The organism is Paludisphaera sp. (assembly GCF_037189885.1).
In the GTDB taxonomy this organism is placed as follows: Bacteria; Planctomycetota; Planctomycetia; order Isosphaerales; family Isosphaeraceae; genus Paludisphaera.
The window spans coordinates 191350-215002 of record NZ_JBBCIR010000030.1; the positions used below are offsets into that span (position 1 = coordinate 191350).

A 23653-nucleotide genomic window follows, 5' to 3' on the forward strand; every position below is an offset into this window, starting at 1 on the left:
CTTCTAATCGGGGCGAGAGGATTTGAACCTCCGGCCTCACGGACCCGAACCGTGCGCTCTAGCCAAGCTGAGCTACGCCCCGTACTTGCGTCTCGTGGAAAGCATCATAGCCGATGCCGAGGATCTGTCAACGGCTCAGTCCCGGGATCGCGTTTCCGAAGGCGTTCGGGGTCGGGGGTCGTGACGCTCCAGGGGCGTCTGGGTCGTCGCAAGGTATTCGAGCCATTCGACTTCGAGACGGTCCAGGTCGTCGCCGAAGGCGCGGCGAAAGGTGTCCAGGCTGTCCGGGATTTCGCCGTCGACGCGGGGGGCGCGGAGGAGGTCGAGGTACTTGATGAAGCCGTCGCCGTGGCGGGCGCGGAGGAAATGGACCAGGGCCCAGGCCTCGACGTAGGGGTCGCGGCTGTAGCCCCGGCCGAAGCCCCGGTCGCGCAGCAGCGGTTCCAGGCGGGGGGAGGGCTGGATGCGCCGCCAGTCCGGCAGGCGGATGTCGTGGGGGCGACCGATCCCGGCCCATCGGCCGCCTCGGACGACCTCGAACTGCATCGCAAGCCCCTCCTGGAGCCAGAGCGGGAAGGCGTCGTGGCGCGGGATCAGGCCGCTGTCGGCGGCGAGCAGGTGGACCATCTCGTGGGCGGTGATCCCCTCGTCATAGGCGAGGCGACCGGCTTCCGCGAGGAGTTCGCCCCGGCGGATGTCGCGCCCCAGCCGATCCGCCAACGTCAGGCCGTCCGACTTCCCGACGGCCTGGGCCCGCCGCCCCGTGACCGCCACGCGCATCCGGCCCGACGCCGGCAGGCCGTCGAGCCCCTCGCGAAGCATCCTGATCTCCTCGCGACGCTTCGCGAGCGCCTCGAGTTGGGCGCGGTGACTGTCGTCGGAGCGGGCGTCGTACATGACGACGGCGTTCCAGGTGGGGTGGAAGTAGCCGCGAGTGGGGGCGAACGCCTGGGCGTCGTTGGCCATGAGGAAGGCGCGATAGTCCGCGCGATCGGCGAACCACGTCAGGATGAGCCGTCGCCGGGGAGTGGCCAGCGGCACGCCGGAGCCCGCGAAGAGGAGATGATAGGCGGTGACGATCCGGCCGGCGAACTCCAGACGTTCGGCGGCCTCCTCGTCCGAATGCTGGTGGAGCAGCACGACTTGGGGGCCGCGCGCGATCGCCATCGAGACCCCGAGCGCCCGGCGGAACGGCTCGACGTCGGGATCCTCGCGCGGAACATCCAGGTCGTCCAGGACCGCGACCATCCTCCGAGTGGGCTGGTGGTTCGGGTCGACGGCGTCGATGGCGCGCAACTCCTCGGCGGCCTCGTCGACCAGCCCATTCTCCAGCGCCCACCAGGCGGCGGCGAACCGTCGACCCACCGAGCCCGCCGCGGCGGCCTTCCGGGCGGGCCATTCCTCGGTCGGGACGTAGCCGGGGACGCGTTTCTCCACGTCCTCCGGGGCAAACTCGTACCGCTCGCCCCCCAGGCGGACCACGATCGACGACCCTTCCGTCGTCGCCGGGATCTGGATCCGGCCCCCCTCGCGGAAGTAGATGAGGTCGGCGCGGGCCGTCGCGACGACCGCCAGGACGGCCGCGAACAGGGCGACGACCGACCGCGTGAACGGCCCGATCGCGGTTGGCTTCCTTTGGCTTCGTTCGCGCGCGGCCGGTTCGCGCGTGGTTTCGCGTAAGCGATTCATGGGTAATGCATTACGCGGAGTTTCGAGGCCGGCAAGTTGGCTTCGTTCGTCGATTTCGAACGAGTCTTCGAGCGGCGTGACGCCGGTCCATCGCGCGCGGACGGGCCGCTCCGACCGAAAGGCGGGGCGGGGGCGGGGCGCGCGAGCGGCCCCCGGGCGAACTCGGCTCGATCCGATCCGCGGGGTCGTCGGCTCTCGCTTCTCGGATTCGGCTTCGCTCATCTCGGCTCCCGGGTCGTCTGGTCGCGGAATTCCGCAGGGTCCAACGGGATGATCCGCGGGACAGCCTCCCGGATTTCAGGAATTTCGACAATCCGACCCGAGTTTCGAGGGCGCGAGGAATCCGAGCGGAAAGTCGCCCCTCAGAAGAGCGGGTAGACGAGCTGGATCATGGCCTGGAGGCCCACGGTCTGGAGGCCGACCAGGGCCAGGGTGACGAGGATCGCCTGGGTGCCGGCTTTCATTCTCGTGACGCCGACGCCCACGGCGGTGAAGAGGGGGGGCAGGAACAGCATCCAGAGCCGGGCGACTTCGCCCATCGTCCGGCCGCTCAAGTTGACGAGCGCCATGACTATCAGAGCGCACCAGAACGCTCGGGGGACGCCGCGAGGGGCGGCGAGCAGGGCGAGGGCACCCCAGACGACCGCCGGCAGCCCCGCCGCCACGGCCGTCTCGATCAGGTTGACCATCACCCAGGTCGAGTATGAGCGCCCGGCACCGTGGTAGAACTGGCTGTTGTGTTGGAGGTTCCACCACCAGATCGTCATCGGCTCGGCTCCCGTCGCCAGCCAGAACATGCCCGCCAGGCCGAGGAAGCCGACCCCGATGGCGACAATCATCCGAAGCCGGAGCGACCAGGTCGCGGGACGGGTCGACAGGGCGACCAGCGCCGCGATCAGGCCGACGGGCAGGAACGCGAGCGTGAACATCATGCCGATCCCCAGCGCCGCCCCGGAGGCGGTCGCCAGGACCCACCCTCTCCGGCCACGGGCGATGGGGTCCGCGAGCCGACGCGACGACCACGCGGTCAACGCGAGGGCCGTCGCCGAGAGGAACGGGAACATGGTGTCCGGGAGCGGCTGAAAGAGGATCAGCGCCGGCGCCAGCGGCCAGAACATCGCCGAGGCCCAGGCGGCGCGCGGCGTCGCCGACTCCCGCGCCAGCAGATAAAGCGGGACGATGGTCCCGGCGCAGGCGAGCAGCGTGATCAGGCTCGTCAGGTAGATCGCCGCCCGGTCGGCCGGGGGGACCGCCATCCCGCCGCGGGCCGCCAGGTCGTCGAAGCCCTTGATTGTCGACGGGGGCATCGCGGCGTTGAGGGCTTTGGCGACGGTCGGAAAGGCGTCCACCAGGGCGAGCAGCCCGGAGAAGCCCGCGACCAGGCCCGGCGGGTGGGTGCCGGGATGCGTCACCCCCTGGGTCTTGATCCAACGAGAATAGTCGGCCAGGAACGCCCGAGGATTCGCCCGCGCCTCGATCGCCGCGACCTCGTAATAGCCGGTGCAATCGGGGTAGCAGTGGACCGTCCCCCACTTCGTCAGGCCGTAGCCGTCCGGGGCGCCGGCCTGGATGAAGACCTGGACCGCGACGCCGGCGCACGCCAGGCCCGCGACCCACCCGACCTCGCCCCGCCGACCGGGGGTCGACCGCCCGAACCTCCAATACCCGAGCGTCGCGTAGGCGACGTAAGCCGCGACGCCCACGGCCGCGATCAGCAGGCTGGTGATCGACTGGCGGCCCCGCACGCGAGGCCACGTCCATTCGCCTTCCACTCCCATCGGGAGGTCGCCGGAATACAGGCCGCAGAGCAGCCCGGCGACGAGCACGGCGGAGGTCCCCAGGATGAAGTCGAGTCTTCGCGTCATGGCGAACATTTTAGTTCGATGCCGGTCTCGAATCACCAGGGCGGTCGCGGCGAGGCGTCATTTCCTTCCGGTTGGCGTGCCGGTCGATCTCGAATCGGACGCCCTATCGGCCGGGCGTGCTCAATCGCCGCTTTTCCGCCTTTGGAAGTAGCGTTGAATGTCGTCCGGGAAGCCGAGGGCCTTCAATTCGTCGCGCACCGCCTCGGGGAAGCGGTCGAGCTTCCACATGGTCCGCACGCGCATCGGGAGTTGCGAATGCAACTGCCTGAAGTTGTTCGGGTCATGGTGGCGTGAAAGGAACCGCTCGATCGGGGCCCTGTATTCGGGGAGGCGTCGTCCGCTGAGGAAGAGGAAACGACCGGCGTTCTCGTGCTGTCCGCACCCCAGCAAGGCCAGGCCGAGCAGCTCGAAGTAGTCGGAGTCATATCCCGCCCCGTACGCGCTTCCCGCGAGGAGAGCAAGCGCCTCTTCCGGGCGGGCTTCGGCGAGGAGGGCGCGGGCCTTCTCTCGTTTGCGCGGGCTGGGCCGGTCGCTTCGCCACCACGCCATGGGGCCTTCCTCGCGATGGCGGTTCTCACGCCAGGCTATCGATCCGAGCGGATCCGACACCCGATGCCATTCTTGTACCCGACACTCCTCCGCGGCCAGTGGTTCGCCCGCCTCGGCGACGCCGGCGGCTGGATTCGGTCCGTGGGGCGGTCTAGACTGGCGCTCGCGCCATGGGATGGCACCGCCGGTCCTGCTCCCCCAGGAGTCCCGCCATGAGATTGAAGCTCGCGCTGATCGTCACGATGGCCATCGGATGGGGCGCGTCGGCGCCCGGGCAGGAGCCGGTCGGGGCGATCGACCTGCGGGGGGCGGGGGGGCCGCGGTTCCTTGCTCCGCTCCATGACGTGGGGCCTCTGGAGGCGACGCCCGAGGGGGTCCGCGTGACCATCACGGGGCCCGACCCCTATTTCCGGGGGCCCACGGTCGACCTGCCCGAAGGGGTCGAGCTGACGGCGACCGTCCGCGTGAAGTCGGACCAGCCGGGGATGCTGCAACTCTTCCACATGAAGGCGGGGGAGGCTCCCGACGAGGGGCGATCGGCGCGGGCTCCGGTCCGGGCGGGCGAATGGCGCGACGTGAGCGTGCGATTGCCGGCGCTGGGGCCCGGCACGACGTTCCGCGTCGACCCCCCGGGGACCTCCGGGACGTGCGTCATCCAGTCCATCCGGTTCGACTCGCGGCCCAACATCGCGGCCAACTTCGCCCCGCCGGGCGTCCCGAATCCTCCGGCCGGCTCGCCCGAAATACGTTCCGGCTCGCTCGCGCTCCGGCAAGACCCCGCCAGCTTCGGCGGGTTCGCGCTGGAGATCGACGGCCGGACCTTCGCCGTCGGGCTCGACCGCCCGGCGATCGCCTACCGCGCGGTCGTCGACGGCAAGCCGGTCGTGAAGTGGATCGACCCGGCGCCGGCCGGTCGCGTGGAGAGCGGCGGCGAGGGGGGGCGGCTCTGGACAGCGCTGGAGTTCCGCGACGAGGATGGGGCGACGTGGCGGCTCACCCAGAAGTTCGCGCCGCATTCGCCCGGCGTGATCGCGTTCGAGGCCGAATGCTCGGTCGACGCCCCGCGCGCGATTTATCACGTCCCACTCCTGGCGGTCCTGCCGGGGCACGGCCAGCCGCCGTTCGGGGCCGTGAAGGGCCAGGCGATCCTGGCGGGCGTCGAATACCTGGACGACGAGCCCAGCAGCTCCACGGCCGACCTCGGCGAGCGCGACGCGCTCCGCAAGGTACCGTCGGCGTACAAGCTCACGTTCCCGCTGATGGCCGTCCAGGCCCGCGGCAAGTACCTGGGCGTGATCTGGGACCGTTCCCCGCAGGTCGCGGCGATGTTCGATTCGCCCGACCGCACGCTGGGAAGCTCCGGCCACCTGATGGGCCTGATCGCCCCGGGCGCGAACGGCGACGACCGCAACGAGGGCTCGCTGGTCCCCGAGACGCCGACCGAGATCCGGCCCGGCGCGCCGTTGAAGGCGACGGGCATGCTGATCGCCGGCGAGGGGACCAGCGTCATCCCGGCGGTCCAGAAGTACGTCGAGCTGAAGGGGTTGCCGCCGATCCCGGAGACGCCCGGCCTCAAGGAATACGTCAAGCTGGCCGCGGCCGGCTGGCTGGACTCGCCCATCCGCGAGGGGGCGCGGTATCGCCACGCGGTCGGGGGCGGCAGCTTCTCGCCCAACCTCGCGGCCGACGCCGCCTGGATGATGGACCAGCTCGCGGGGCTGACCGACGACGCGGAGTTGGCGGCGAGGCTGAGGGGGGCGTCGGCCGAGGCGGGGGCCGCGGTCCCCGAGCGGCTGCTGCTCCGCGCGGCGGTCGGCCACAATACCTACCCGGTCGCGCCGCTGGTCTGGGGCGACGGCGGGGCGGGGGACGTCGTGCTGAGGAGCCTCGAACGGGCGGTCGAGGACGCGGCCGACTCGCGGAGGATGTTCGAGCCCGACGGCACGCGCCGCTATCGCAATCGCAGGGGGGCCACGCTCGACTACGGCCGGACACATTTCAGCGACGAGGCCAGCGGCTACGCCGCCCAGCCGGTCGACGCCATGCTGCGGAAGGCCGCGTACTCGGGCGACCGCGCCGCGGTGGACGAAGGGCTGCGGCTGCTCGCCATCCTCCGCGACCGCTTCCGCGACGGCGTCCCGCGCGGGGCTCAGACCTGGGAGATCGCGCTGCACACGCCCGACGTCCTGGGCTCGGCCTACCTGGTCCGCGCCTTCACGCTCGGGTACGAGCTGACGGGGGACGCCTCGTTCCTGGAGGTCGCGCGATACTGGGCGTGGACCGGCGTCCCGTTCGTCTACCTCGTGAACCCGACCGACGAGACGGGCCCCGGCGCGGTGGGACCATACGCGACGATCCCGGTCCTGGGTTCGACGAACTGGGTCGCGCCCAACTGGATCGGGCTGCCCGTGCAGTGGTGCGGGCTGGTCTACGCCGATGCCCTGATCGAGCTGGACCGGCACGACCCCGAAGGCCCGTGGAGCCGGCTCGCCGACGGGATCGCGGCGTCGGGGATCCTCCAGGTCTACCCGATGGGCCATCCCCACCAGGGCCTCCTGCCCGACTCGTTCACCCTGCGGGAGCAGGTGCGGAATCCGGCCGACATCAACCCCGGCACGTTGCAGCCGGGGGCCCTCCGGCTGCTCGCCGGTACCGACTCCCGCCCGTATCAGTTCCGCGCGCTGCGGTCGTCGGGCCTGTGGGTCACGGCGCCGGGTAGCGTGCGGGTCGAGTCCGACGCGCCGGGCGAGGCCGTCCTCACGGTCACGCCGTGGCGGTCGGGTCCGTCGCTGATGGTGGTCCACAACGTCCCCGAGGACCCCGCCGCGACCGCCGACCCGGCCCCGATCGCCCGCCGTCCCGGGAGCTGGGTGCTCCCCCTGGACGGCCCGGCCCCGCGCCGGATCACCATCGCCGCGCCTAAATAATTCGTCGACGGTTCCTGAAATATCCGAAAGGAATATCGCGCGGGAGCGATTCATGGTAAGCTGGAGGGACCGAGGCTCCTCCCCCCTCACTTCTACAAGGAGGCGTCGCCATGGGCCGCTCCTGCGTGCAGGAAGTCACCAATTTCATCGTGTGGGACAGCCACGAGTCGGGCTCGTACCTGAGCCTGCCGAAGCTCCAGAAGCTGCTGTACTTCGCCCAGGCGCGACACCTGGCGCTCCACGGCCGGCCGTTGTTCCTGGGGCGGTTCGAGGCGTGGTCGCACGGGCCGGCGCTGAGGTCGGTCTATAACCGCTTCGAGAAGTATGGCTGGCGGAACATCGACGAGCCGGTCCATCGGCCGGACCTGCCCCCCGAGATGGAACGGTTCCTGAAGGAGCTGCTCGACGAGCTGGGGGCGTTGGACGCCCGGGCGCTGGAGGCGATGACCCGTCGCGACGACGCCTGGATCGCCGCGCGCGAAGGCGCGCCCGAGTGCGTGGACTGCCGCTGGGAGGGCCTGATCTCGGAGCCCCTCATGCGCGAGGTCCAGCTCCGCCAGCTCGACCGAGACGCCGTCGGGGTCTGACTCAATCCCCGAGCCCGCCGCTCCATGGCCCTCGCCGGCGCGGCCGAGGCTCGGCCGCGGCCGGGCCACGATGAAGATGGCGTTGGCCCGCTTCGCCCCCCCTCCGGCGGGAGGGGGAGGCGTATATTCGCCCAGGGCGGCCCGCGCGCCGCGCCCGCCCCGCCTCCGTCCGGATGGTAGGGGTTGGTCGGCGCGCGCCGAACCTCTATCCTTGGAGTCTTCGATCGCGACAAGATTCGCGCCGGTCGGGCGAACATATTTCGGCCGGCCGAGGGGTCGAGGCTTCAAGGAGAGGGCGAGCATGGAATCGTTTTCGTTCGACGAATTCGCGAGGAGACGGCGAGGAGGGCCGCCGTCGGACGCCTGGCGGCGTTATGTCCCGATCATCCCCTGGGTCCTGGCCGGCCTGTTCGCGCTGTTCCTGATCTCGGATTTCAGCTACACCGTCGAGCCGCACGAGCAGGCCGTGGTGTTGAGGTTCGGCGCGTACCAGGCGACCACCGCGCCGGGGCTCCATTTCAAGCTGCCCATCGTCGACCGCGTCATGAAGGTAAGCATCGAGGAGCACGGGCTCTCGCTGCCGTATGGGCCGCCGTTGCAGGCCGCGCAGGGATGGCCGGGGATCGGGTCGTCGACCACGATCGCCAGGACCGCGGCCAACCCGGACGACGACGAGACGCTGATGCTGACCGGCGACCTCAACACGGCGTCGGTGGAGTGGACCGTCCAGTGGCGCGTGAGCGAGCCTTCCAGCTACCTCTTCCGCTTCCCCGGCGAGGGTGACGACCGCGCGGCGCGCGAGCTGTTGACCTACGTCGCGCGGACCGTGATGAACCGCCTGGTCGGCGACTACTCGTTCGACGAGATGATCGGGCCGAAGCGCGGCGACATCGCCCAGCAGGCCCGCGAGGACACCCAGCGCATGCTGGACGCGTACGACTGCGGGGTCACGGTGACGGCCCTCCAGATGCAGCAGGTCATCCCGCCGGACCGGGTCAAGCCGTCGTTCGACAAGGTGAACGCCTCGGTCCAGCAGAAGCAGAAGCTGGAGAACGAGGCCGAGGCCACGCGGAACAAGCTCATCCCCGCCGCCCGCGCCAACCGCGACAAGCTGATCCGCGACGCCGAGGGCTACGCCTCGCGGACCCGGGCCGAGGCCAGCGGCGAGATCGAGGCCCTCCTCGCCCGCTATCACGCCTACCAGAGCGCCCCGGAAGTGACCCGCCAGCGGCTCTACCTGGAGGCGATGCAGTCGCTGTTCGAGACGGTCAAGGACAAGACCATCATCGACGCCGACCTGAGCGGCGTCCTGCCGCTGCTGAACCTCGCCCCGACGACGAACACCACCTCGAATCCGACCGCCGTCGGGGAGGACGCCAAGTGACGCCCCGCCAACGCCTCGCCGCCCTGCTCGGGCTGGCCCTGGTCCTCTCCGTGCCGCTGGTCCGGAGCGTCTGCTACATCGTCAGCGAGCGCGAGCTGGCCGTCCTGCTTCAGTTCGGCGAGCCGGTCGCCAGCCAGACGAAGCCGGGGCTCTACTTCAAGGCGCCGTTCGTCCAGGAAGTGGTCCGGCTGCCGAAGACGCTTCAGATCTGGCACGGGGCGGACTCGGCCAAGCTCGTCGACGTGCCGACGGCCGACGGCAAGAAGATCGAGGTCACGCTCTGGGCCGTCTGGCGGATCACCGACCCCGCGACGTTCGTCCGCACCCTGAGGACGCTGGACAACGGCGAGAGCCGCGTGAAGGAGTTCGTCCGCAGCACGGCCCGAGACACCATCACGACCCACAACCTCGCGGAGATCATCCGCAGCACCGACCGCAAGATGACGTACACCCTGGGCCTGCCGCCCGAGGTCGTCGCCGCCGCGGCGCTCGACGCCCAGGCCGCGCCCGCCGACCCGGCGAAGGCCGGCGACCCCGACGCCGGCGCCCCCGACGTCCCCGACTTCCTCGTCCCCCCCGAGGCCCGCGAGCCCGTCGCCCTGGGCCGCCTGAAGATCATGGAGCAGATCAAGCAGTCCGCGCAGCGCGCCCTGGCGGCCGACGGCGGCGGCGAGGGCCAGGCCGAGGGGGAGGGCGAGGCCGAGGCCGAGGGGCGCTCGCGCGCCTCCCAGGGCCGCGGCATCGAGCTGGTCGACGTCGGCATCTCCCGCATCGAGTTCGTCCCCCAGGTCCGCGAGGCGGCCTTCGACCGAGCCATCTCGCTGATGGAGGCCATCGCCGCCAAGACCATCGCCGAGGGCGAGCAGCGCAGGCAGGAGATCATCAACAGGACCAACGCCGAGGTCGAGAAGATCGAGGGCGAGGGGAAGCAGGAGGCCAGCATCCTCCGCGGCCGGGTCGACGCCGACGTCATCGAGGATTACGCCAAGGCGATCAACGAGGCCGGCGATTTCTACCAGTTCAGCCGCACGCTGGACGCCTACAAGGAGGCCTTCAAGACGGACACCCGCCTCATCCTGACCACCGACGGCGAGTTGCTACGCATGATCAAGTCGCTCGACCCGCCCGCGTCGCGGAAGCCCGACCCCGCGACGGTGACGGCCGCCGAGCCCGGACGGTAACCCCCCGGCCGACGCCGGGGGGCATCTCATCAGGAATCGATCATGAATCCCGAACCTGAAGCCCTCTGGCGCCGGCTGAAAGACTTCGAGCCGGACGACGCCGAATCGCCCCTGACGTTCACGCGCAGGCTGGCGCGGGAGAACCGCTGGACCCTCGACCACGCCCGTCGCGTGGTCGAGGAGTACAAGCGGTTCGCGTTCCTGGCCATGGCGGCCGGCCACCCGGTCACGCCGTCGGACGCCGTCGATCAGGCCTGGCACCTGCACCTGATCTACACCCGGAGCTACTGGGACGAGTTTTGCGGCCAGGTGCTCCGGGCCCCGCTCCACCACGGCCCGACGCGCGGCGGGGCGTCGGAGTCGGCCAAGTATCACGACTGGTACGCCAAGACGCTCCAGTCCTATACGCGCCTCCTCGGCGAGCCCCCGCCGGCCGACGTCTGGCCCGCCCCCGAGGACCGCTTCGGCCGCGACCTGAAATTCGTCCGGGCCAACGCGGCGACCCACTGGTTCGTCCCGCGCCCGGATTATCACTTGCGGCGACTATTCCGCGCCGCGGGGTCGCGCGCCCGGTCGATCGGCGGGAGGCTCGCCGTCCCGCGACGGGTCGCGATCGCGATCGTCGCCGCCGTCGCGTTGGCGGCCGGGATCGGCGGCTGCGTCGGTCCCGGCGGCGTGGGCGACCTGTCGATGATGACGGGGGGGCAGTTCCTCTTCTTCTACCTGTTGCTGCTGATCCCGACGCTAATCGGTTCCGCCGTCCTGCGGATCATGCTCCAGGATCGGGTCGTCGTCCGGAGCGGTTACGACCCGGATCTGGACGACCCGGAGAAGCCCCTCGCCAAGGCCGGCAAGCTCGACCCCTACGAGGTCTCCCTGCTCATCAACGGGGCCTCGCGGAACTCGCTGACGAATGTCGCCCTGGTGAAACTGGCGGCCAGGGGCGCGATCCGGGTCCTGCCCGGCGCGCCGCGCCGGATCGAGCTGAACCCCGATCGGCCCGGCGGCCGGATCGACTCGATCGAGGCGATCATCCTGGACGCCGCGCGGGGCGGCCCGGTAAAGCTCTCCAAGATCCGCGAGGCGGTCGCTCGGTCGCCGCGGGCCGATCGGGCGGAGGCCGCGCTCGTGAAGGCCGGCTGGGTCATCCCTCGCTTCGGGGCGCTCCAGGTACGGCTCCTGCCGGCCTTGATGCTCGGAGTCGTGATCGCGCTTGGGGTGTGGCGCATCCAGTTGGGCTGGGATCGGGACAAGCCGGTATTGCACCTGCAGGTCGCGACCGCCTTCCTGGCCCTCGCCGCCGTGGCGCACCTGCTGGCCCGTCCCTGGCGGACCAGCCTCGGCGACAAGGTCGCGGCCGGGCTGCCATCCGAGGCCCCCCGCGACGACAGGGTCGCCTACCCCTCGGCAATCGCCCTGGCGTTCGCGATGCAGGGGGTGACGGCCCTGCCGTCGACGGCGCCCTTCGACGAAGTCCGCTCCTGCTTCCCCAGCCCGCACGCCCCGGGCGGCGGCTGCGGGGCCCACTGCGGCGGGGGAGGTGGGGGCGGAGACGGCGGGGGCGGCTGTGGAGGAGGCGGGTGCGGCGGGTGCGGCGGGTGTGGCGGGTGTGGCGGCTGACGGCCGCCGGAAGGGTCGTCCCAGGCGTCGCCGACGCGTCCGGACGGCATCGGATGGAGGGCCACCCCCTTTGACCGGGCGCGCCGGGGGGGGTAGGATCCCTATAGATGCCGACAGGCCGTCGACCTGAATGCCGACAGGCCGTCGACGGTGGGCCCGGCCCCGCTCCCGGTCGCCGCGCCCTTCACAATTCCTCCGTGCGACAAGGGGGTCGATCATGCCTCTCTTCGAGGTCGAGACGACGTCTCATATCATGATTGCGTGCGCCGGCGACGAGGCCGCCGCCCGGGCGTTCGCCCAGACGAACTACCCGTCCGAGGAGATCATCCGGGTGAGCCAGCGCCCGCGGGACGCCTGGGTCATCTCGAAGACCATGCTGGGGATCAAGTCGGACGTGGATCCCTGCTCGACGGCGCGCGAGTGCCTGGCGAACGCGGCCGGGGACAAGCTGCACGCGGTCCGGCTGTACATGCAGAAGACCGGCGCCGACCTGGAGCAGTCGCGGAAGGTGGTCGAGTCGAACATGTCGCTCGGCTGGTGAGCGCGGATGGACCATCGGGGGGTCGGCCCCCGGCCGGACGCGCGAGGTCGTCGCCGTCGACGGCCCTCGGCGCGCGAAGTGCGGTACGCCGGCGGCGACGGGTCTCGGAACCATCAACAAGCCACGAGCCGCGTCCGCGGCGATCGCCGCCGTCGACGGCTTGCCACGCCCTGAAGGAGGGGTCTCATGCCTCGGGTCATCTCGTTGATCTTGGGGGGCGGTAGGGGGACGCGCCTCTATCCCCTGACCAAGTCGCGGAGCAAGCCCGCGGTGCCCATCGCCGGCAAGTATCGGCTCATCGACATCCCGGTGTCGAACTGCATCCATTCCGGTCTGCACCGCATCTTCGTCGTCACCCAGTTCAACTCCGTCAGCCTCCACCGCCACATCTACAACACCTACAAGTTCGACCCGTTCGAGGGGGGCTTCGTCGAGATCCTGGCCGCGCAGCAGACGATGCAGAGCGAGACCTGGTACCAGGGGACCGCCGACGCCGTCCGCAGGAACATCCCGTACTTCACCGAGAAGGACTACGACCTCGTCGTGATCCTCTCCGGCGACCAGCTGTACCGGATGAACCTCCAGGACATGATCAAGACCCACCAGGACAACAAGGCGGCCGTGACCATCGCCGCCCTGCCGGTCGCCGAGGCCGAGGCCCGGTCCTGCGGGATCATGCGGATCCAGGCCGACGGCCGCGTGATTGACTTCGAGGAGAAGCCCAAGACCCAGGAGAAGCTCAACCGGGTCCGGACCGAGCCGGCCTGGATGGAGAAGCTGGGGCTGAAGGCCGAGGGCCGGCCCTACCTGGCCAGCATGGGCATCTACGTCTTCAACACCAAGGTCCTCGTCGACCTGCTCGGCAACAGCACGGCGACCGACTTCGGCCACGAGCTGCTCCCCCAGACCATCGCCAGCGACCGGGTGCAGGCCCACCTCTTCGACGGCTATTGGGAGGACATCGGGACCGTCGGGGCGTTCCACCAGGCGAACATCGACCTGACGCGGGACAACCCCCAGTTCGACTTCACCGAGGGCGAGCGGCCGATCTTCACGCGGCCCCGATACCTGCCCTGCTCGCACATCAAGGGCGCCACGATCCGCAACAGCCTCATCTGCGACGGCTGCGTCATCGGCCGCGGCTCGGTGATCGAGAACTCGGTGATCGGCGTCCGCTCGATCATCGGCGAGAACGTCACCATCCGCGACTCGTACCTGATGGGCGCCGACTGGTACGAGCAGGCGGACGACCACGCCCGCAACCAGATCGAGGGGCTCCCCAACCTCGGCGTCGGCGCCGGCTCGGTGATCCAGCGGGCGATCGTCGACAAGAGCGCCCGGATCGGCAAGGGGGTCCGGATCCTCAACGAGGCGGGCGTGGTCGAGCCCGAGAATGACGCCCCCACCCACGTCATCCGCGACGGGGTCGTGGTGATCCCCAAGCAGACGATCCTGCGCGAAGGGACGGTCATTTGACGCCCGACGCGAACGGGCCGGCCATCCGCGTGCGCTCGCTCCGGAAGGAATATCCGGGGCGGGACGCGCGCGTGGTCGCCGTCGACGGCGTCGACCTGGACATCCGCCGCGGGGAGTGCTTCGGCCTCCTCGGCCCCAACGGCGCCGGCAAGACGACCACGGTGGAGATCCTGGAGGGCCTCAACCGCCCCACCTCGGGGGAGGTCGAGGTCCTCGGCCGCTCCTGGGACAGCGACCCGCTCGCCATCCGCGAGCGGATCGGCGTGACCCTCCAGGAGACCCGCTTCCCCGAGAAGGAGACGGTCCGCGAGATCCTGACCGTCTTCCGCAGCTTCTATCCCCGCGGCCTGGCCGTCGAGGAGGCCATCGCCCGCGTCGCGCTGGAGTCCAAGGCCGACGCCCTGTTCGAACAGCTCTCCGGCGGCCAGCAGCAGCGCGTGGCCGTGGCCGTCGGGCTGATCGGCGACCCCGAGATCCTGTTCCTCGACGAGCCGACGACGGGCCTCGACCCCCAGTCGCGCCGGCAGCTCTGGGACGTCGTGCTCGACCTGAAATCGCGCGGGCGCACGGTGCTGCTGACGACGCACTACATGGACGAGGCCGAGCGGCTGTGCGACCGCGTCGCCGTGATCGACCGGGGCAAGATCATCGCGCTGGGATCGCCGGCCGACCTGATCGCGCGGCTGGGGGGGGAGCACGTCGTCGAGTTCGCGCTGGTGGAGGAGGGCCCGCTCGACCCGGCCGCCCTCGCCGCCGTCGACTCGGTCCTCGCCGCCCGCGTCGAGGCCGACGGCTACTCGCTGACCGTCGGCGAGCCCCACCGCGCCCTGCCGGCGCTGCTCGACGCGCTGGAGGGCCTCGGCCGGCCCCTGGCCAGGCTGACCACGCGGCACGTCGGCCTGGAGGACGTCTTCGTCGCGCTGACCGGCCGGCACCTCCGCGACGATCAGGAGCCCGACCGCGAGAACGGCGGCCGGGGGCGACGGCGGCGCAAGGCCGCCCGCCGTTGACGACCCGCCTCCGAGGCAGCCCGGGCTCGCGGCGAGTCCGTCCGACAAAATGCGAGGGTGGACCGGAACCCACGCCGCGAAGCCTGTCGAATTTCGTACAATCTCGTCCTCATCGAGACATCCCTGGCCCTCCTTCGGAGGAGCGGAACCAATGCGTAGGCTCGCCGCATTCGTCCTCACGGCCGGCGTATTCCTGGGGGACGGCCGAGCCTCCGCCCAGCAGGACGTCGTTTTCCCTGGATCGACCGTCGAGGGGGATCGACTACGGGGCGAGGGGCAATTCCTGAAGGGCATGGCCTGGTACAACATCTCGGCGGCGCGGGCGAGAGCCATCGACGAGGAGAACGAGAGGAAGTGGATCGCCTTCAACGAGTCGATGCTCGGTGCCTACAGGACGGCGCGGGCCGAGGCGATCGCGAAGGATCGGGAGTTGCAGAGCCTACGCAAGGAGCAGCGCGAGCGGGCGCTGGCGGAGGACGAACGCCGCTACCGGACGAGTCCGACGCCTGACGACATCGAGAGCGGCAAGGCGCTGAACGCCCTGCTGCTCGACCTCTCGGGGCCCTCGTCGCTGTCCTCGTGGAACAGCTCCGAGGTCCCCCTCCCCGAGGGGATCACGCTCACGGCGCTCGCCTTCCAGTTCATCCCGAGGAGGCCGACCAAGCCGGGCATGTCCCAGGTGAAGTCGTGCCTGGTCTCCCTCGGCCGCCTCGACGTGAAGAAATGGCCGTTCGCGCTCTCCGGGGCCGCCCTCGCCGACGAGCGGCGGGCCTACGAGCAGGCCTACGCGAAGGTCGTCGAGCGGTGCCTCGCGGGTAGTCTGGATCACGAGGCGATCGGCCCGCTCGACGACGCGCTCGCCGCCCTGGGGGCCAAGGTGAAGGACCTGCCCACCGGTCGCGGGCTCCGCGCGGAGGGGGTCGCCTTCGTCAAGAGCCTGGTGGAGGCGTCCGCGATCTTTGACGCCTCCACCGCCGATTTCGCCGTGGAGATGATCAAGGACACCCACGAACACAGGGCCCAGACCGTGGGCCAGCTACTGGCGTTCATGAGGAAGTACCGCCTCATGTTCGCCGGGGCCGAGCAGGCCGGCGGCGCCGGCGATCTTTACGGTCAGCTCTACGGCCTGATGCGGGAGCAGAAAGAGAGGCTCGGCATCATGGACGCCTACCAGACGCTCGAGATCGCGGCCGCGGGGCGGCCCACGGACCTCTTCAACGGGCGCGATCTGGCCGGCTGGGACCAACTGGGGCCCGATCGGGGCAACTGGCGGGTCGAGCGAGGCGTCCTGGTCACGGAGGGCCGTTCCAGGGACTGGCTTTGCAGCCGGGAGACCTACGGCGACTTCGAACTTCAGCTCGAATTCCGCATGTCCCCCGGAGCGAACTCGGGGATCTACATCCGCTGCCCGAGGCGCGACGTGCCCTCGAACGATGCCATCGAGATCCAGCTCCTCGACGACGCTGCGCCCGCCTACCGAGACGCCCCGGCGCAATCCCGCTGCGGCGCGATCTACGCCGCCGCCCCCGCCGCCCCCGGATTCACGAAGCCGGCGGGCGAATGGAACCAGATCCGGATCGTCGCGGTCGGCTCAAAGGTCGCCGTGCATCTGAACGGGGGCCTGGTGGTCGACGCGGACCTGCGGGAATTCCGCGAGCAGGCGCGCAGGAACCCCGGCATCCAGCGGGCCGAGGGGTTCATCGGCCTCCAATCCTGGCAGGGGAGGGTCGAATTCCGGAACGTCAGGATCACGGCGAAGTCGTAGCGCGGGCTCGCCTCGGATCCTCAGCCGACGCAGGGCACCGCGGGGTAAACGCCCGGCCCAAGAGTGCCGACGGGGCGCGTCCCCGCAGTTCGAGTAGACGAGCGGGGCTTTCGGGGGCATGATCGGTCCGGCCTTCATCGACGAAGCTTCGCGATCGCCCCGCTCGCGACGGGTTGGTCGACCGAGCCCAGGATCCCACATGTTCCAGCATTCGCCGTTCGTCCAGCTCTATCTCGGCCGCCTGCGCGAGTTCCTCCGCCAGCCCGCGCGCATCTTCTGGGTCTACGGCTTCCCGACGCTGCTGGCCGTCGTCCTCGGCTACGCCTTCCAGAGCCGCCCCCCCGCGACGGTCGTCGTCGAGGTGATCGACGGCCCCGCGGTGGAAGCCCTGCGGAAGGCGGTCGACGCCCACAACGCCAGGCTCGCCGACCCGTCGACGCCCGCCGGCTCGGCCCCGCCGATCGCGCTTGACGTCCGTTCGGAGGCCGAGGCCATGAACCGCCTGCGGACCGGCAAGACGCCGCTGGTGGTCGAGCCGGGGCGGGGGGGGGCGGTCGCCTATCGCTACGACCCGACCCGGCCCGAATCCGCCGCCGCCCGCGCGGCGGTCGACGACGTGGTCCAGCGCGCCGCGGGGAGGGCCGACCCGGTGGCCACGCGGGACGTGCTGGTCACGGAGCCCGGATCGCGCTATATCGACTTCCTGATCCCCGGCCTGATCGGCCTGAACGCGATGGGGGGGGGCCTGTGGGGGGTGGGGTTCCTGCTGGTGAACCTGCGGATCGGCAAGCTGCTGAAGTGCTACGCCGCCACGCCGATGCCCCGGCGCGACTTCCTGGGGTCGATCCTGGCCGCGCGGCTGACGTTCCTGATCCCGGACCTGGTGGTGCAACTGGCGGTCGGCGTCTTCCTGTTCAGCATGCCGATCCGGGGCTCGCTCTGGCTGGTGGTGCTACTGGACGTCGTGGGCGCCCTGGCGTTCGCCGGGATCGGACTGCTGATCGCCTGCCGCGCCGCCACCGCGGAGACCGTCAGCGGGCTCATGAACCTGGTGATGATGCCGATGTGGCTGCTCTCCGGCGTCTTCTTCTCGTCCGACCGCTTCCCGGCCGTCGTCCAGCCGGTCATCCAGGCCCTGCCGCTGACGCAGCTCGTCGCCGGCCTGCGGCTGATCCTGCTGGAGGGGGCCGGGCTCGGGCACGAGGGGATCTTGCGGGCGCTGGCGATCCTCCTCGCCTGGGCCGCCGTCACCTTCTGGCTCGCCCTGCGGTGGTTCAAGTGGACCTGAGCCGGCCGCGGGGCCGCGTCGGAAAGTCGGGGCCTTGAAGACCAGCCGCATGTCGCGGAGCCGGCCCCGATTCCAGGTCGGCCGAACGACCTGCGGGAGGGCCGTCTCGTCGAGGACGTGGCCGAGGAACGTCGCCTTCGCCGGCAACTCCACGTCCACGAACGACGACCCCGATTGCAGGGGGATCGCCCGCAGTTTCTCGGAGCGGTGCAGGCTGAGCGGCGCGTGGACGTCCATGAGCGGGACGCCGAAGACGACCCGACGCGCCGCCCGCGCGGCCCATCGCCACGCCGCGAGGAGCGGCCCGGCCGGCCGTCGCGTCCAGGCGTGATCCGCGCCGTCGAGCGACTTCAGCAGCGCCTCCCAGGCGCTCCGGCTCGGCGGCTCGGCCGTCGCGGCGATGGCGACGACGGGGTGGGGCGTCGCGTCGGCCGCCCGTTGGATCGCCTCGCCGAGGCGAGGGGCGGTTCGGTCGACGGCCGCGAGGGTCAGATCGACCGTTCGCCCCTCGTCGCGGAGCCACGCGACGCTCGCCTCCCAGACCGACGCGGCCTCGGCGTCCGTCGGGTCGACGCCCAGCACGAGGAGCGAGACGCCGACGGGCCCGAGCGGCTCGCGGTGGAAGTGGACCGAGAAGGGGTCGTCGGGGTCGAACGGCGGCGGCTCGGTCGTCGCCATCAGGCGCGCGCCGGGGCGGGGGAGGGGGCGGCGAGCCAGTCGCGCAGCTCGTCGCGGTACGCCTCCTGGAGCCGCCGGGTGATCGGCCCCGGCTTGCCGTCGCCGATGGGCTGGCCGTCGATCGTCGCGATGGGCATGACCTCGGTGGAGGTGCCGACCAGGAACGCCTCGTCGGCCCCCAGCAAGGCGGGGAGCGTGACGCGGGTCTCGACGAACGGGAGGCCGACCCGACGGGCCAGCCGCTCGGCCAGGTGGCGAGTCATGCCGATGAGGATTTCGGGCCCCTCGGGCGTGGCCTCGACCCGGCCTTCGCGCGCCCAGAGGACCGACGTGTGGGTCGCCTCGGTGACGTAGCCCAGGGAGTCGATCAACACGGCCTCGTACGCCCCCTCGCGATGCGCCGACTCGTTGGCCAGCACGTTGCCGAGGAGGTTCGTGGTCTTGATGTCGCAGCGCTTCCAGCGGATGTCGGGGCGGGAGACGACGGGGACGCCGGTCTCGCGGAGGGCCGCCGAGGGGCCGTCGTCGAACGGCCGGACGATGATAACCTCGGTCGGCTCGACCGGCGGGTTCGGGAAGGCGTGGGTCCGGGGGGCGACGCCGCGCGTCACCTGGACGTAGACCAGGCCCTCGTCGACGCCGGCCTCGCGGATCGTCCGGTAGATCCGCGCGACGAGGCGGTCGACGTCGTACGGCGGGAACTCCAGCTCCTTGAGGCTGCGCCTCAGCCGTTCCAGGTGCTGGGCCTCCAGCCAGCAGCGGCCGGCGTAGATCCTGCAGACCTCGTAGACGGAGTCTCCGAAGAGGAAGCCGCGATCGTAGATCGGGACGGTGGCCCGTTCGGGGGCCATCATTTCGCCGTTCACGCAAGCCAGGTCGCCCATCCCGCTCGATCCTTTCGCAATGCCGCCGGGTCGGTCCACCCGCGACAGGATACTCGGGCCGGGGAGGTCTCGACAACGCCGGCCGGGCCGGTCAGCTTTCGACGATCTCGCTGCGCGGGTAGGAGCCCAGGACGTCGAGCCGCTCGCAGCGCTTGCGGACGGCCTCGATCGCCTTCTGGACCTCCGGATCCTCGGCATGGCCCTCGACGTCGAGGAAGAACAGGTAGGAGGGATTCCTGTCCGACGGCGGGCCGGGCATCGGGAACGACTCGATCCACGTCATGTTGACCCCCGTCTTGTCCAGCGGGGCGATCATCTTGGCGAGCGAGCCGGGGTCGTTGGGGATGCGGGCCATCAGCGTCGTCTTGTCGCGGCCGGTGCGGGCCTCGGCCGTCTCGGCGATGACGGCGAAGCGCGTCACGTTGTCGACGCGGTCCTCGATGTTCTCCGCCAGGAGGTCCAGCTTGTACTCCTGCCCGGCCGGCTTGCTCGCCACGGCCGCGGCGAACTCCTCGCGCTGGGCCAGCTCGGCGGCGGCCGTCGTGGAGACGACCTCGATCTTCGCCGCCTGCGGCAGGTTCTTCCCCAGCCAGTTCCGGCACTGCGATAGCGCCTGACTCTTGGAATAGACCCGGCGCACCTGGCTCCATTCGCAACGACCGAGCAGGCAGTGGTGGATGCGCAGGCGGACCTCGGCCCGGATCTTGATGTTCGGCAGCTTGGTGAACATGTCCAGGGTGTCGGCGATCCGCCCGTCGGTGGAGTTCTCCAGCGGGACGATGCCGAACTGGACGTGCCGACGGTTCAGCTCCTCGAAGACCGCCGCGATCGACCCTAGCGGGACGTGCTCGACCGCCTCGCCGAACTTGGCCACCGACGCCAGGTGGCTATAGCTGTACTTCGGCCCGAGGTAAGCCACGCGTAGGGTGCGCTGGAGCGCCCGGGTACCGCTCATCAGTTCGCGGAAGATATGACGGAGCGTGTCCTCGGGCAGTGGCCCACGGCTGGCGCCCAGGACCTTCGCCAGGACCTCTTCCTCACGGGCCGCCGAGAAGACCTCCAGCCCGTTCTTGCTCTTGACCTGGCCGATCTGGACGGCGATCTCGGCGCGACGATTCAGGAGGGAGACCAGCTCTTTGTCGATGCGGTCGATCTCGGTCCGCAGGCTCGCCAGGGTCGGCCCTTTTTTGGACTCCGATGGCTGGGCCGCGCCCCCGTTGGATTTCGACGAGGATTGGGCCGGCGATGAGGACTTGCGGGCCATCGGCACTCTCGGAGTAAAGCGGACCCCGTGGACGCAACTTTCACAAGGGTAAGGTATTAAAGGAGCGCGGACGGCGTGTCAAGGACATTCCCCGGCACGCGGGTCGGGATTCGCCGGGTCGGATCGCTTCGTGCCGGCTGGGTCGTCCGGGACGAGCGGCCCGGCCCCCTCGGCCGTGTCGGCGTCGCGGTGGCCTCTATGCTTTTTCACCGGGCCATGATCCATTAGTTATGGCTATCGCTTCCGCCTGCATGGCGATGGAGAAGGTATGCGCCACTAAACCTTGATGGGCCAGGAAGTTCATGGCCGCGATCGCCCTGATCACCATGGCCGGGGAAGTACCGGCGGGCAAGCCGATCATCTTTTTTGACGGCGCGGAATGCTCCGAGGCCAAAAGGCATGGATTGTCCAGCCTCCAACTCGGGACATCCCCCTTGGCTTTGTCAAAATGGCAGCCTTCGGGATCGATGTTTCGCCGCCCTGTCATATCGGCAGCCTTGTTGGAAGGCCAGGATGGCGGATTGATGGCGTACAAAATCCGCAAAATGTTTTATCGAAAGGGTTTGGGTGCCGCTCGTTGACTTTGGAGGAGTGTGGCACGATGCTTGCGAATTAGGGGAAGTCATCGGTTGAGTCCGGGCGAAGATTGATGACAGACACGGCCCTGGGCCGGCGAGTCGGATGCGGGCGCGAGAGTCGTCCCTTGTCCGGTCGCCTCGCGCGGAGATGTGACGCGCGGGTTCCTCGTCCCCCTCAACGTGGAAGGAAGGAGATCGGACGTGGCGGAAGGCGAAAAGATCATCGGGATCGACCTCGGGACGACGAACAGCGTGGTGTCGGTCATGGAAGGGGGCGACGTCACGGTCATCCCCAACCAGGAGGGGAGCCGCCTGACCCCCTCGGTGGTCGCGTTCACGTCGAAGGGGGAGGTGCTGGTCGGCGACCCGGCCAAGCGCCAGGCGATCACGAACCCGGGGGGCACGGTCTACTCGATCAAGCGGTTCATGGGCCGCCGTCACGAGGAGGTCGGCTCCGAGGAGAAGATGGTCCCCTACAAGGTCGTCGGGGGCGCGTCCGACTTCGTGAAGGTCCACGCCAACAACAAGGACTACACCCCGCCCGAGATCTCGGCCCTGATCCTGCGCAAGCTGCGCGAGGCCGCCGAGAGCTACCTCGGCCACAAGGTGCGCAAGGCCGTCATCACGGTCCCGGCGTACTTCAACGACAGCCAGCGGCAGGCCACCAAGGACGCCGGCCAGGTCGCCGGGCTTGAGGTCGCGCGGATCATCAACGAGCCGACGGCCGCCGCGCTGGCGTACGGGCTCGACAAGAAGAAGAACGAGAAGATCGCCGTCTTCGACCTCGGCGGCGGCACGTTCGACATCTCGATCCTCGACGTGGCCGACGGCGTCTTCGAGGTCCTCGCCACCAACGGCGACACGCACCTCGGCGGCGACGACTGGGACGAGGCCCTGATCAACCACATCGCCGACGAGTTCAAGAAGGAGCAGTCGATCGACCTGCGGAAGGACCAGATGGCGCTCCAGCGCCTCAAGGAGGCGGCCGAGAAGGCCAAGAAGGACCTCTCGTTCCAGGCCCAGGCCGACATCAACCTGCCCTTCATCACGGCCGACGCGTCGGGCCCCAAGCACCTGACGATGACCATCACCCGCGCCCAGTTCGAGAAGCTGACCGACAAGCTCTTCGAGCGCTGCCGCGGCCCGGTCCTCAAGGCGATGGAAGACGCCAAGCTGAAGCCCTCGGACATCGACGAGGTCGTCATGGTCGGCGGCTCCACGCGGATGCCGCGCGTCCAGGAGATCGTCAAGGGGATCTTCGGCAAGGATCCGCACAAGGGGGTCAACCCGGACGAGGTCGTCGCCGTCGGCGCGGCCATCCAGGGGGCCGTCCTCACCGGCGAGGTCAAGGAGGTCCTGCTCCTCGACGTCACGCCGCTGTCGCTGGGCCTGGAGACCAAGGGGGGCGTCATGACCGTCCTGGTCCCCCGCAACACCACGATCCCGACCGAGAAGAAGGAGACCTTCACCACCGCCGAGGACAACCAGTCGGCCGTGACGATCAAGGTCTTCCAGGGCGAGCGCCCGATGGCCCAGGACAACCGGGCCCTCGGCGAGTTCAACCTCGAGGGCATCCCGCCGGCGCGGATGGGGACGCCGCAGATCGAGGTGACGTTCAACATCGACGCCAACGGCCTGCTCAACGTCACGGCCCGCGACAAGGCGACCGGCAAGGAGCACACGATCCGCATCGAGTCGTCCGGCGGCCTCTCCAAGGAGGAGATCGAGCGGATGAACCGCGACGCGGAGTCGCACGCCGCCGAGGACAAGCGCCGTCGCGAGCTGGCCGAGGCCCGCAACGCCGCCGAGCAGCGGGTCTACCAGATCGAGAAGCTGCTGGAGGAGAACAAGGACAAGCTGGGCGAGGGCGACCGCACCGCCCTCCAGGCGGCCGTCGACCGCGTGAACGAGGCCAAGAAGGGGGAGGACGCCGCGGAGATCAACCGCGCCGTCGACGACCTCTCCAAGGCCGCCCAGGCCATGTCCGAGCACCTCTACGCCGCCGCCAGCTCCGGCCCCGGCGCGGGCGCCGCCGCCGGCGGCGCCGCCGGGGGCGCGTCGGAGTCCTCGGACGCCGGCGGAGCCAAGCCCGACGACGTCATCGACGTGGAGTTCGAGGAGGGCAAGTAAGCCTTCGTCGGACGAATCACCGGCGGGACGAGGCCGCGACCAATCGCGAGCCTCGTCCCGGCCGTCGCATCGCGGACGCGGCTCGACGAGAATCGGCGTCGGCCGACGACAGGCAACCCTTCTCTCCTCGCGGGAGGAGGCGGCCGAAGGCCGGATGAAGGGGCGAACGCCGTCGCAACCCGATGAAGGCCTTCCATCCATTGTGGTGTGGGCGTCCCGCCTGCACGGCCCAGGCTC

18 protein-coding genes and 1 tRNA gene are annotated in these 23653 nt (G+C 70.1%); 13 read left to right on the forward strand and 6 right to left on the reverse strand.

Annotation, left to right across the window (positions count from 1 at the left end):
- Positions 1-7 precede the first annotated feature (7 nt).
- The 4 genes from WG209_RS11320 to WG209_RS11335 form a co-directional block, all read right to left on the reverse strand.
- A tRNA-Pro gene (locus tag WG209_RS11320) sits at positions 8-82 on the reverse strand.
- Between the two features lie 53 nt (positions 83-135).
- Entirely contained in the window at positions 136-1689 is a 1554-nt protein-coding gene (locus tag WG209_RS11325) for a DUF1570 domain-containing protein (protein WP_337175150.1), read from the reverse strand.
- Between the two features lie 362 nt (positions 1690-2051).
- A complete protein-coding gene (locus tag WG209_RS11330) occupies positions 2052-3554 on the reverse strand; it encodes a hypothetical protein (protein WP_337175151.1) in 1503 nt (500 codons plus the stop codon).
- Positions 3555-3674: 120 nt separating this feature from the next.
- Positions 3675-4103 (reverse strand): hypothetical protein, encoded by a 429-nt coding sequence (locus tag WG209_RS11335; RefSeq protein WP_337175152.1) that lies wholly within the window; start codon positions 4101-4103, stop codon positions 3675-3677.
- A gap of 212 nt (positions 4104-4315) precedes the next feature.
- On the opposite strand from WG209_RS11335, the gene WG209_RS11340 reads away from it, so the two are divergent.
- From WG209_RS11340 to WG209_RS11390, 11 genes are all read left to right on the forward strand, one after another.
- Positions 4316-7030, forward strand: coding sequence for a hypothetical protein (locus tag WG209_RS11340; RefSeq protein ID WP_337175153.1), 2715 nt, complete (start codon positions 4316-4318; stop codon positions 7028-7030).
- Between the two features lie 110 nt (positions 7031-7140).
- Complete coding sequence (locus WG209_RS11345) at positions 7141-7617, forward strand: type II toxin-antitoxin system antitoxin SocA domain-containing protein (protein ID WP_337175154.1); 477 nt, start codon at positions 7141-7143, stop codon at positions 7615-7617.
- A gap of 301 nt (positions 7618-7918) precedes the next feature.
- Positions 7919-9001: an FtsH protease activity modulator HflK gene (hflK, locus tag WG209_RS11350; protein ID WP_337175155.1), complete on the forward strand. Its 1083-nt coding sequence runs from the start codon at positions 7919-7921 to the stop codon at positions 8999-9001.
- Positions 8998-10182 carry a protease modulator HflC gene (gene hflC / locus WG209_RS11355; RefSeq protein ID WP_337175156.1) on the forward strand — a complete coding sequence of 395 codons (1185 nt, stop codon included), beginning with the start codon at positions 8998-9000 and terminating at the stop codon, positions 10180-10182. Before hflK ends, hflC begins: the two co-directional genes overlap by 4 nt.
- Before the next feature lie 42 nt (positions 10183-10224).
- Complete coding sequence (locus WG209_RS11360) at positions 10225-11802, forward strand: TIGR04222 domain-containing membrane protein (protein WP_337175157.1); 1578 nt, start codon at positions 10225-10227, stop codon at positions 11800-11802.
- A 217-nt stretch (positions 11803-12019) separates the two neighbouring features.
- Entirely contained in the window at positions 12020-12343 is a 324-nt protein-coding gene (locus WG209_RS11365) for a DUF6793 family protein (protein ID WP_337175158.1), read from the forward strand.
- Positions 12344-12529: 186 nt separating this feature from the next.
- The gene (locus tag WG209_RS11370; RefSeq protein ID WP_337175159.1) at positions 12530-13819 is read left to right on the forward strand and encodes a glucose-1-phosphate adenylyltransferase; all 1290 of its coding nucleotides are present in this window, start codon (positions 12530-12532) and stop codon (positions 13817-13819) included.
- Positions 13816-14829, forward strand: a complete 1014-nt coding sequence (locus tag WG209_RS11375) for an ABC transporter ATP-binding protein (RefSeq protein WP_337175160.1) — start codon at positions 13816-13818, stop codon at positions 14827-14829. Before WG209_RS11370 ends, WG209_RS11375 begins: the two co-directional genes overlap by 4 nt.
- Positions 14830-14980: 151 nt before the next feature.
- Positions 14981-16594 carry a DUF1080 domain-containing protein gene (locus tag WG209_RS11380; protein WP_337175161.1) on the forward strand — a complete coding sequence of 538 codons (1614 nt, stop codon included), beginning with the start codon at positions 14981-14983 and terminating at the stop codon, positions 16592-16594.
- A 199-nt stretch (positions 16595-16793) separates the two neighbouring features.
- Positions 16794-17882 carry an ABC transporter permease gene (locus WG209_RS11385; RefSeq protein ID WP_337175162.1) on the forward strand — a complete coding sequence of 363 codons (1089 nt, stop codon included), beginning with the start codon at positions 16794-16796 and terminating at the stop codon, positions 17880-17882.
- Positions 17883-17916: 34 nt separating this feature from the next.
- Positions 17917-18213, forward strand: a complete 297-nt coding sequence (locus WG209_RS11390; RefSeq protein WP_337175163.1) for a hypothetical protein — start codon at positions 17917-17919, stop codon at positions 18211-18213.
- 346 nt (positions 18214-18559) lie between these two features.
- Here the strand turns inward: WG209_RS11390 and WG209_RS11395 are convergent, their stop codons facing one another.
- Both WG209_RS11395 and pheA read right to left on the reverse strand, forming a co-directional pair.
- Positions 18560-19444 carry an aminotransferase class IV gene (locus tag WG209_RS11395; RefSeq protein WP_337175164.1) on the reverse strand — a complete coding sequence of 295 codons (885 nt, stop codon included), beginning with the start codon at positions 19442-19444 and terminating at the stop codon, positions 18560-18562.
- Positions 19445-19535: 91 nt separating this feature from the next.
- The gene (pheA, locus tag WG209_RS11400) at positions 19536-20708 is read right to left on the reverse strand and encodes a prephenate dehydratase (RefSeq protein WP_337175165.1); all 1173 of its coding nucleotides are present in this window, start codon (positions 20706-20708) and stop codon (positions 19536-19538) included.
- A gap of 302 nt (positions 20709-21010) precedes the next feature.
- On the opposite strand from pheA, the gene WG209_RS11405 reads away from it, so the two are divergent.
- Both WG209_RS11405 and dnaK read left to right on the forward strand, forming a co-directional pair.
- Positions 21011-21289 carry a hypothetical protein gene (locus WG209_RS11405; RefSeq protein ID WP_337175166.1) on the forward strand — a complete coding sequence of 93 codons (279 nt, stop codon included), beginning with the start codon at positions 21011-21013 and terminating at the stop codon, positions 21287-21289.
- A 198-nt stretch (positions 21290-21487) separates the two neighbouring features.
- The gene (dnaK, locus tag WG209_RS11410; RefSeq protein WP_337175167.1) at positions 21488-23416 is read left to right on the forward strand and encodes a molecular chaperone DnaK; all 1929 of its coding nucleotides are present in this window, start codon (positions 21488-21490) and stop codon (positions 23414-23416) included.
- Positions 23417-23653: the final 237 nt, after the last annotated feature.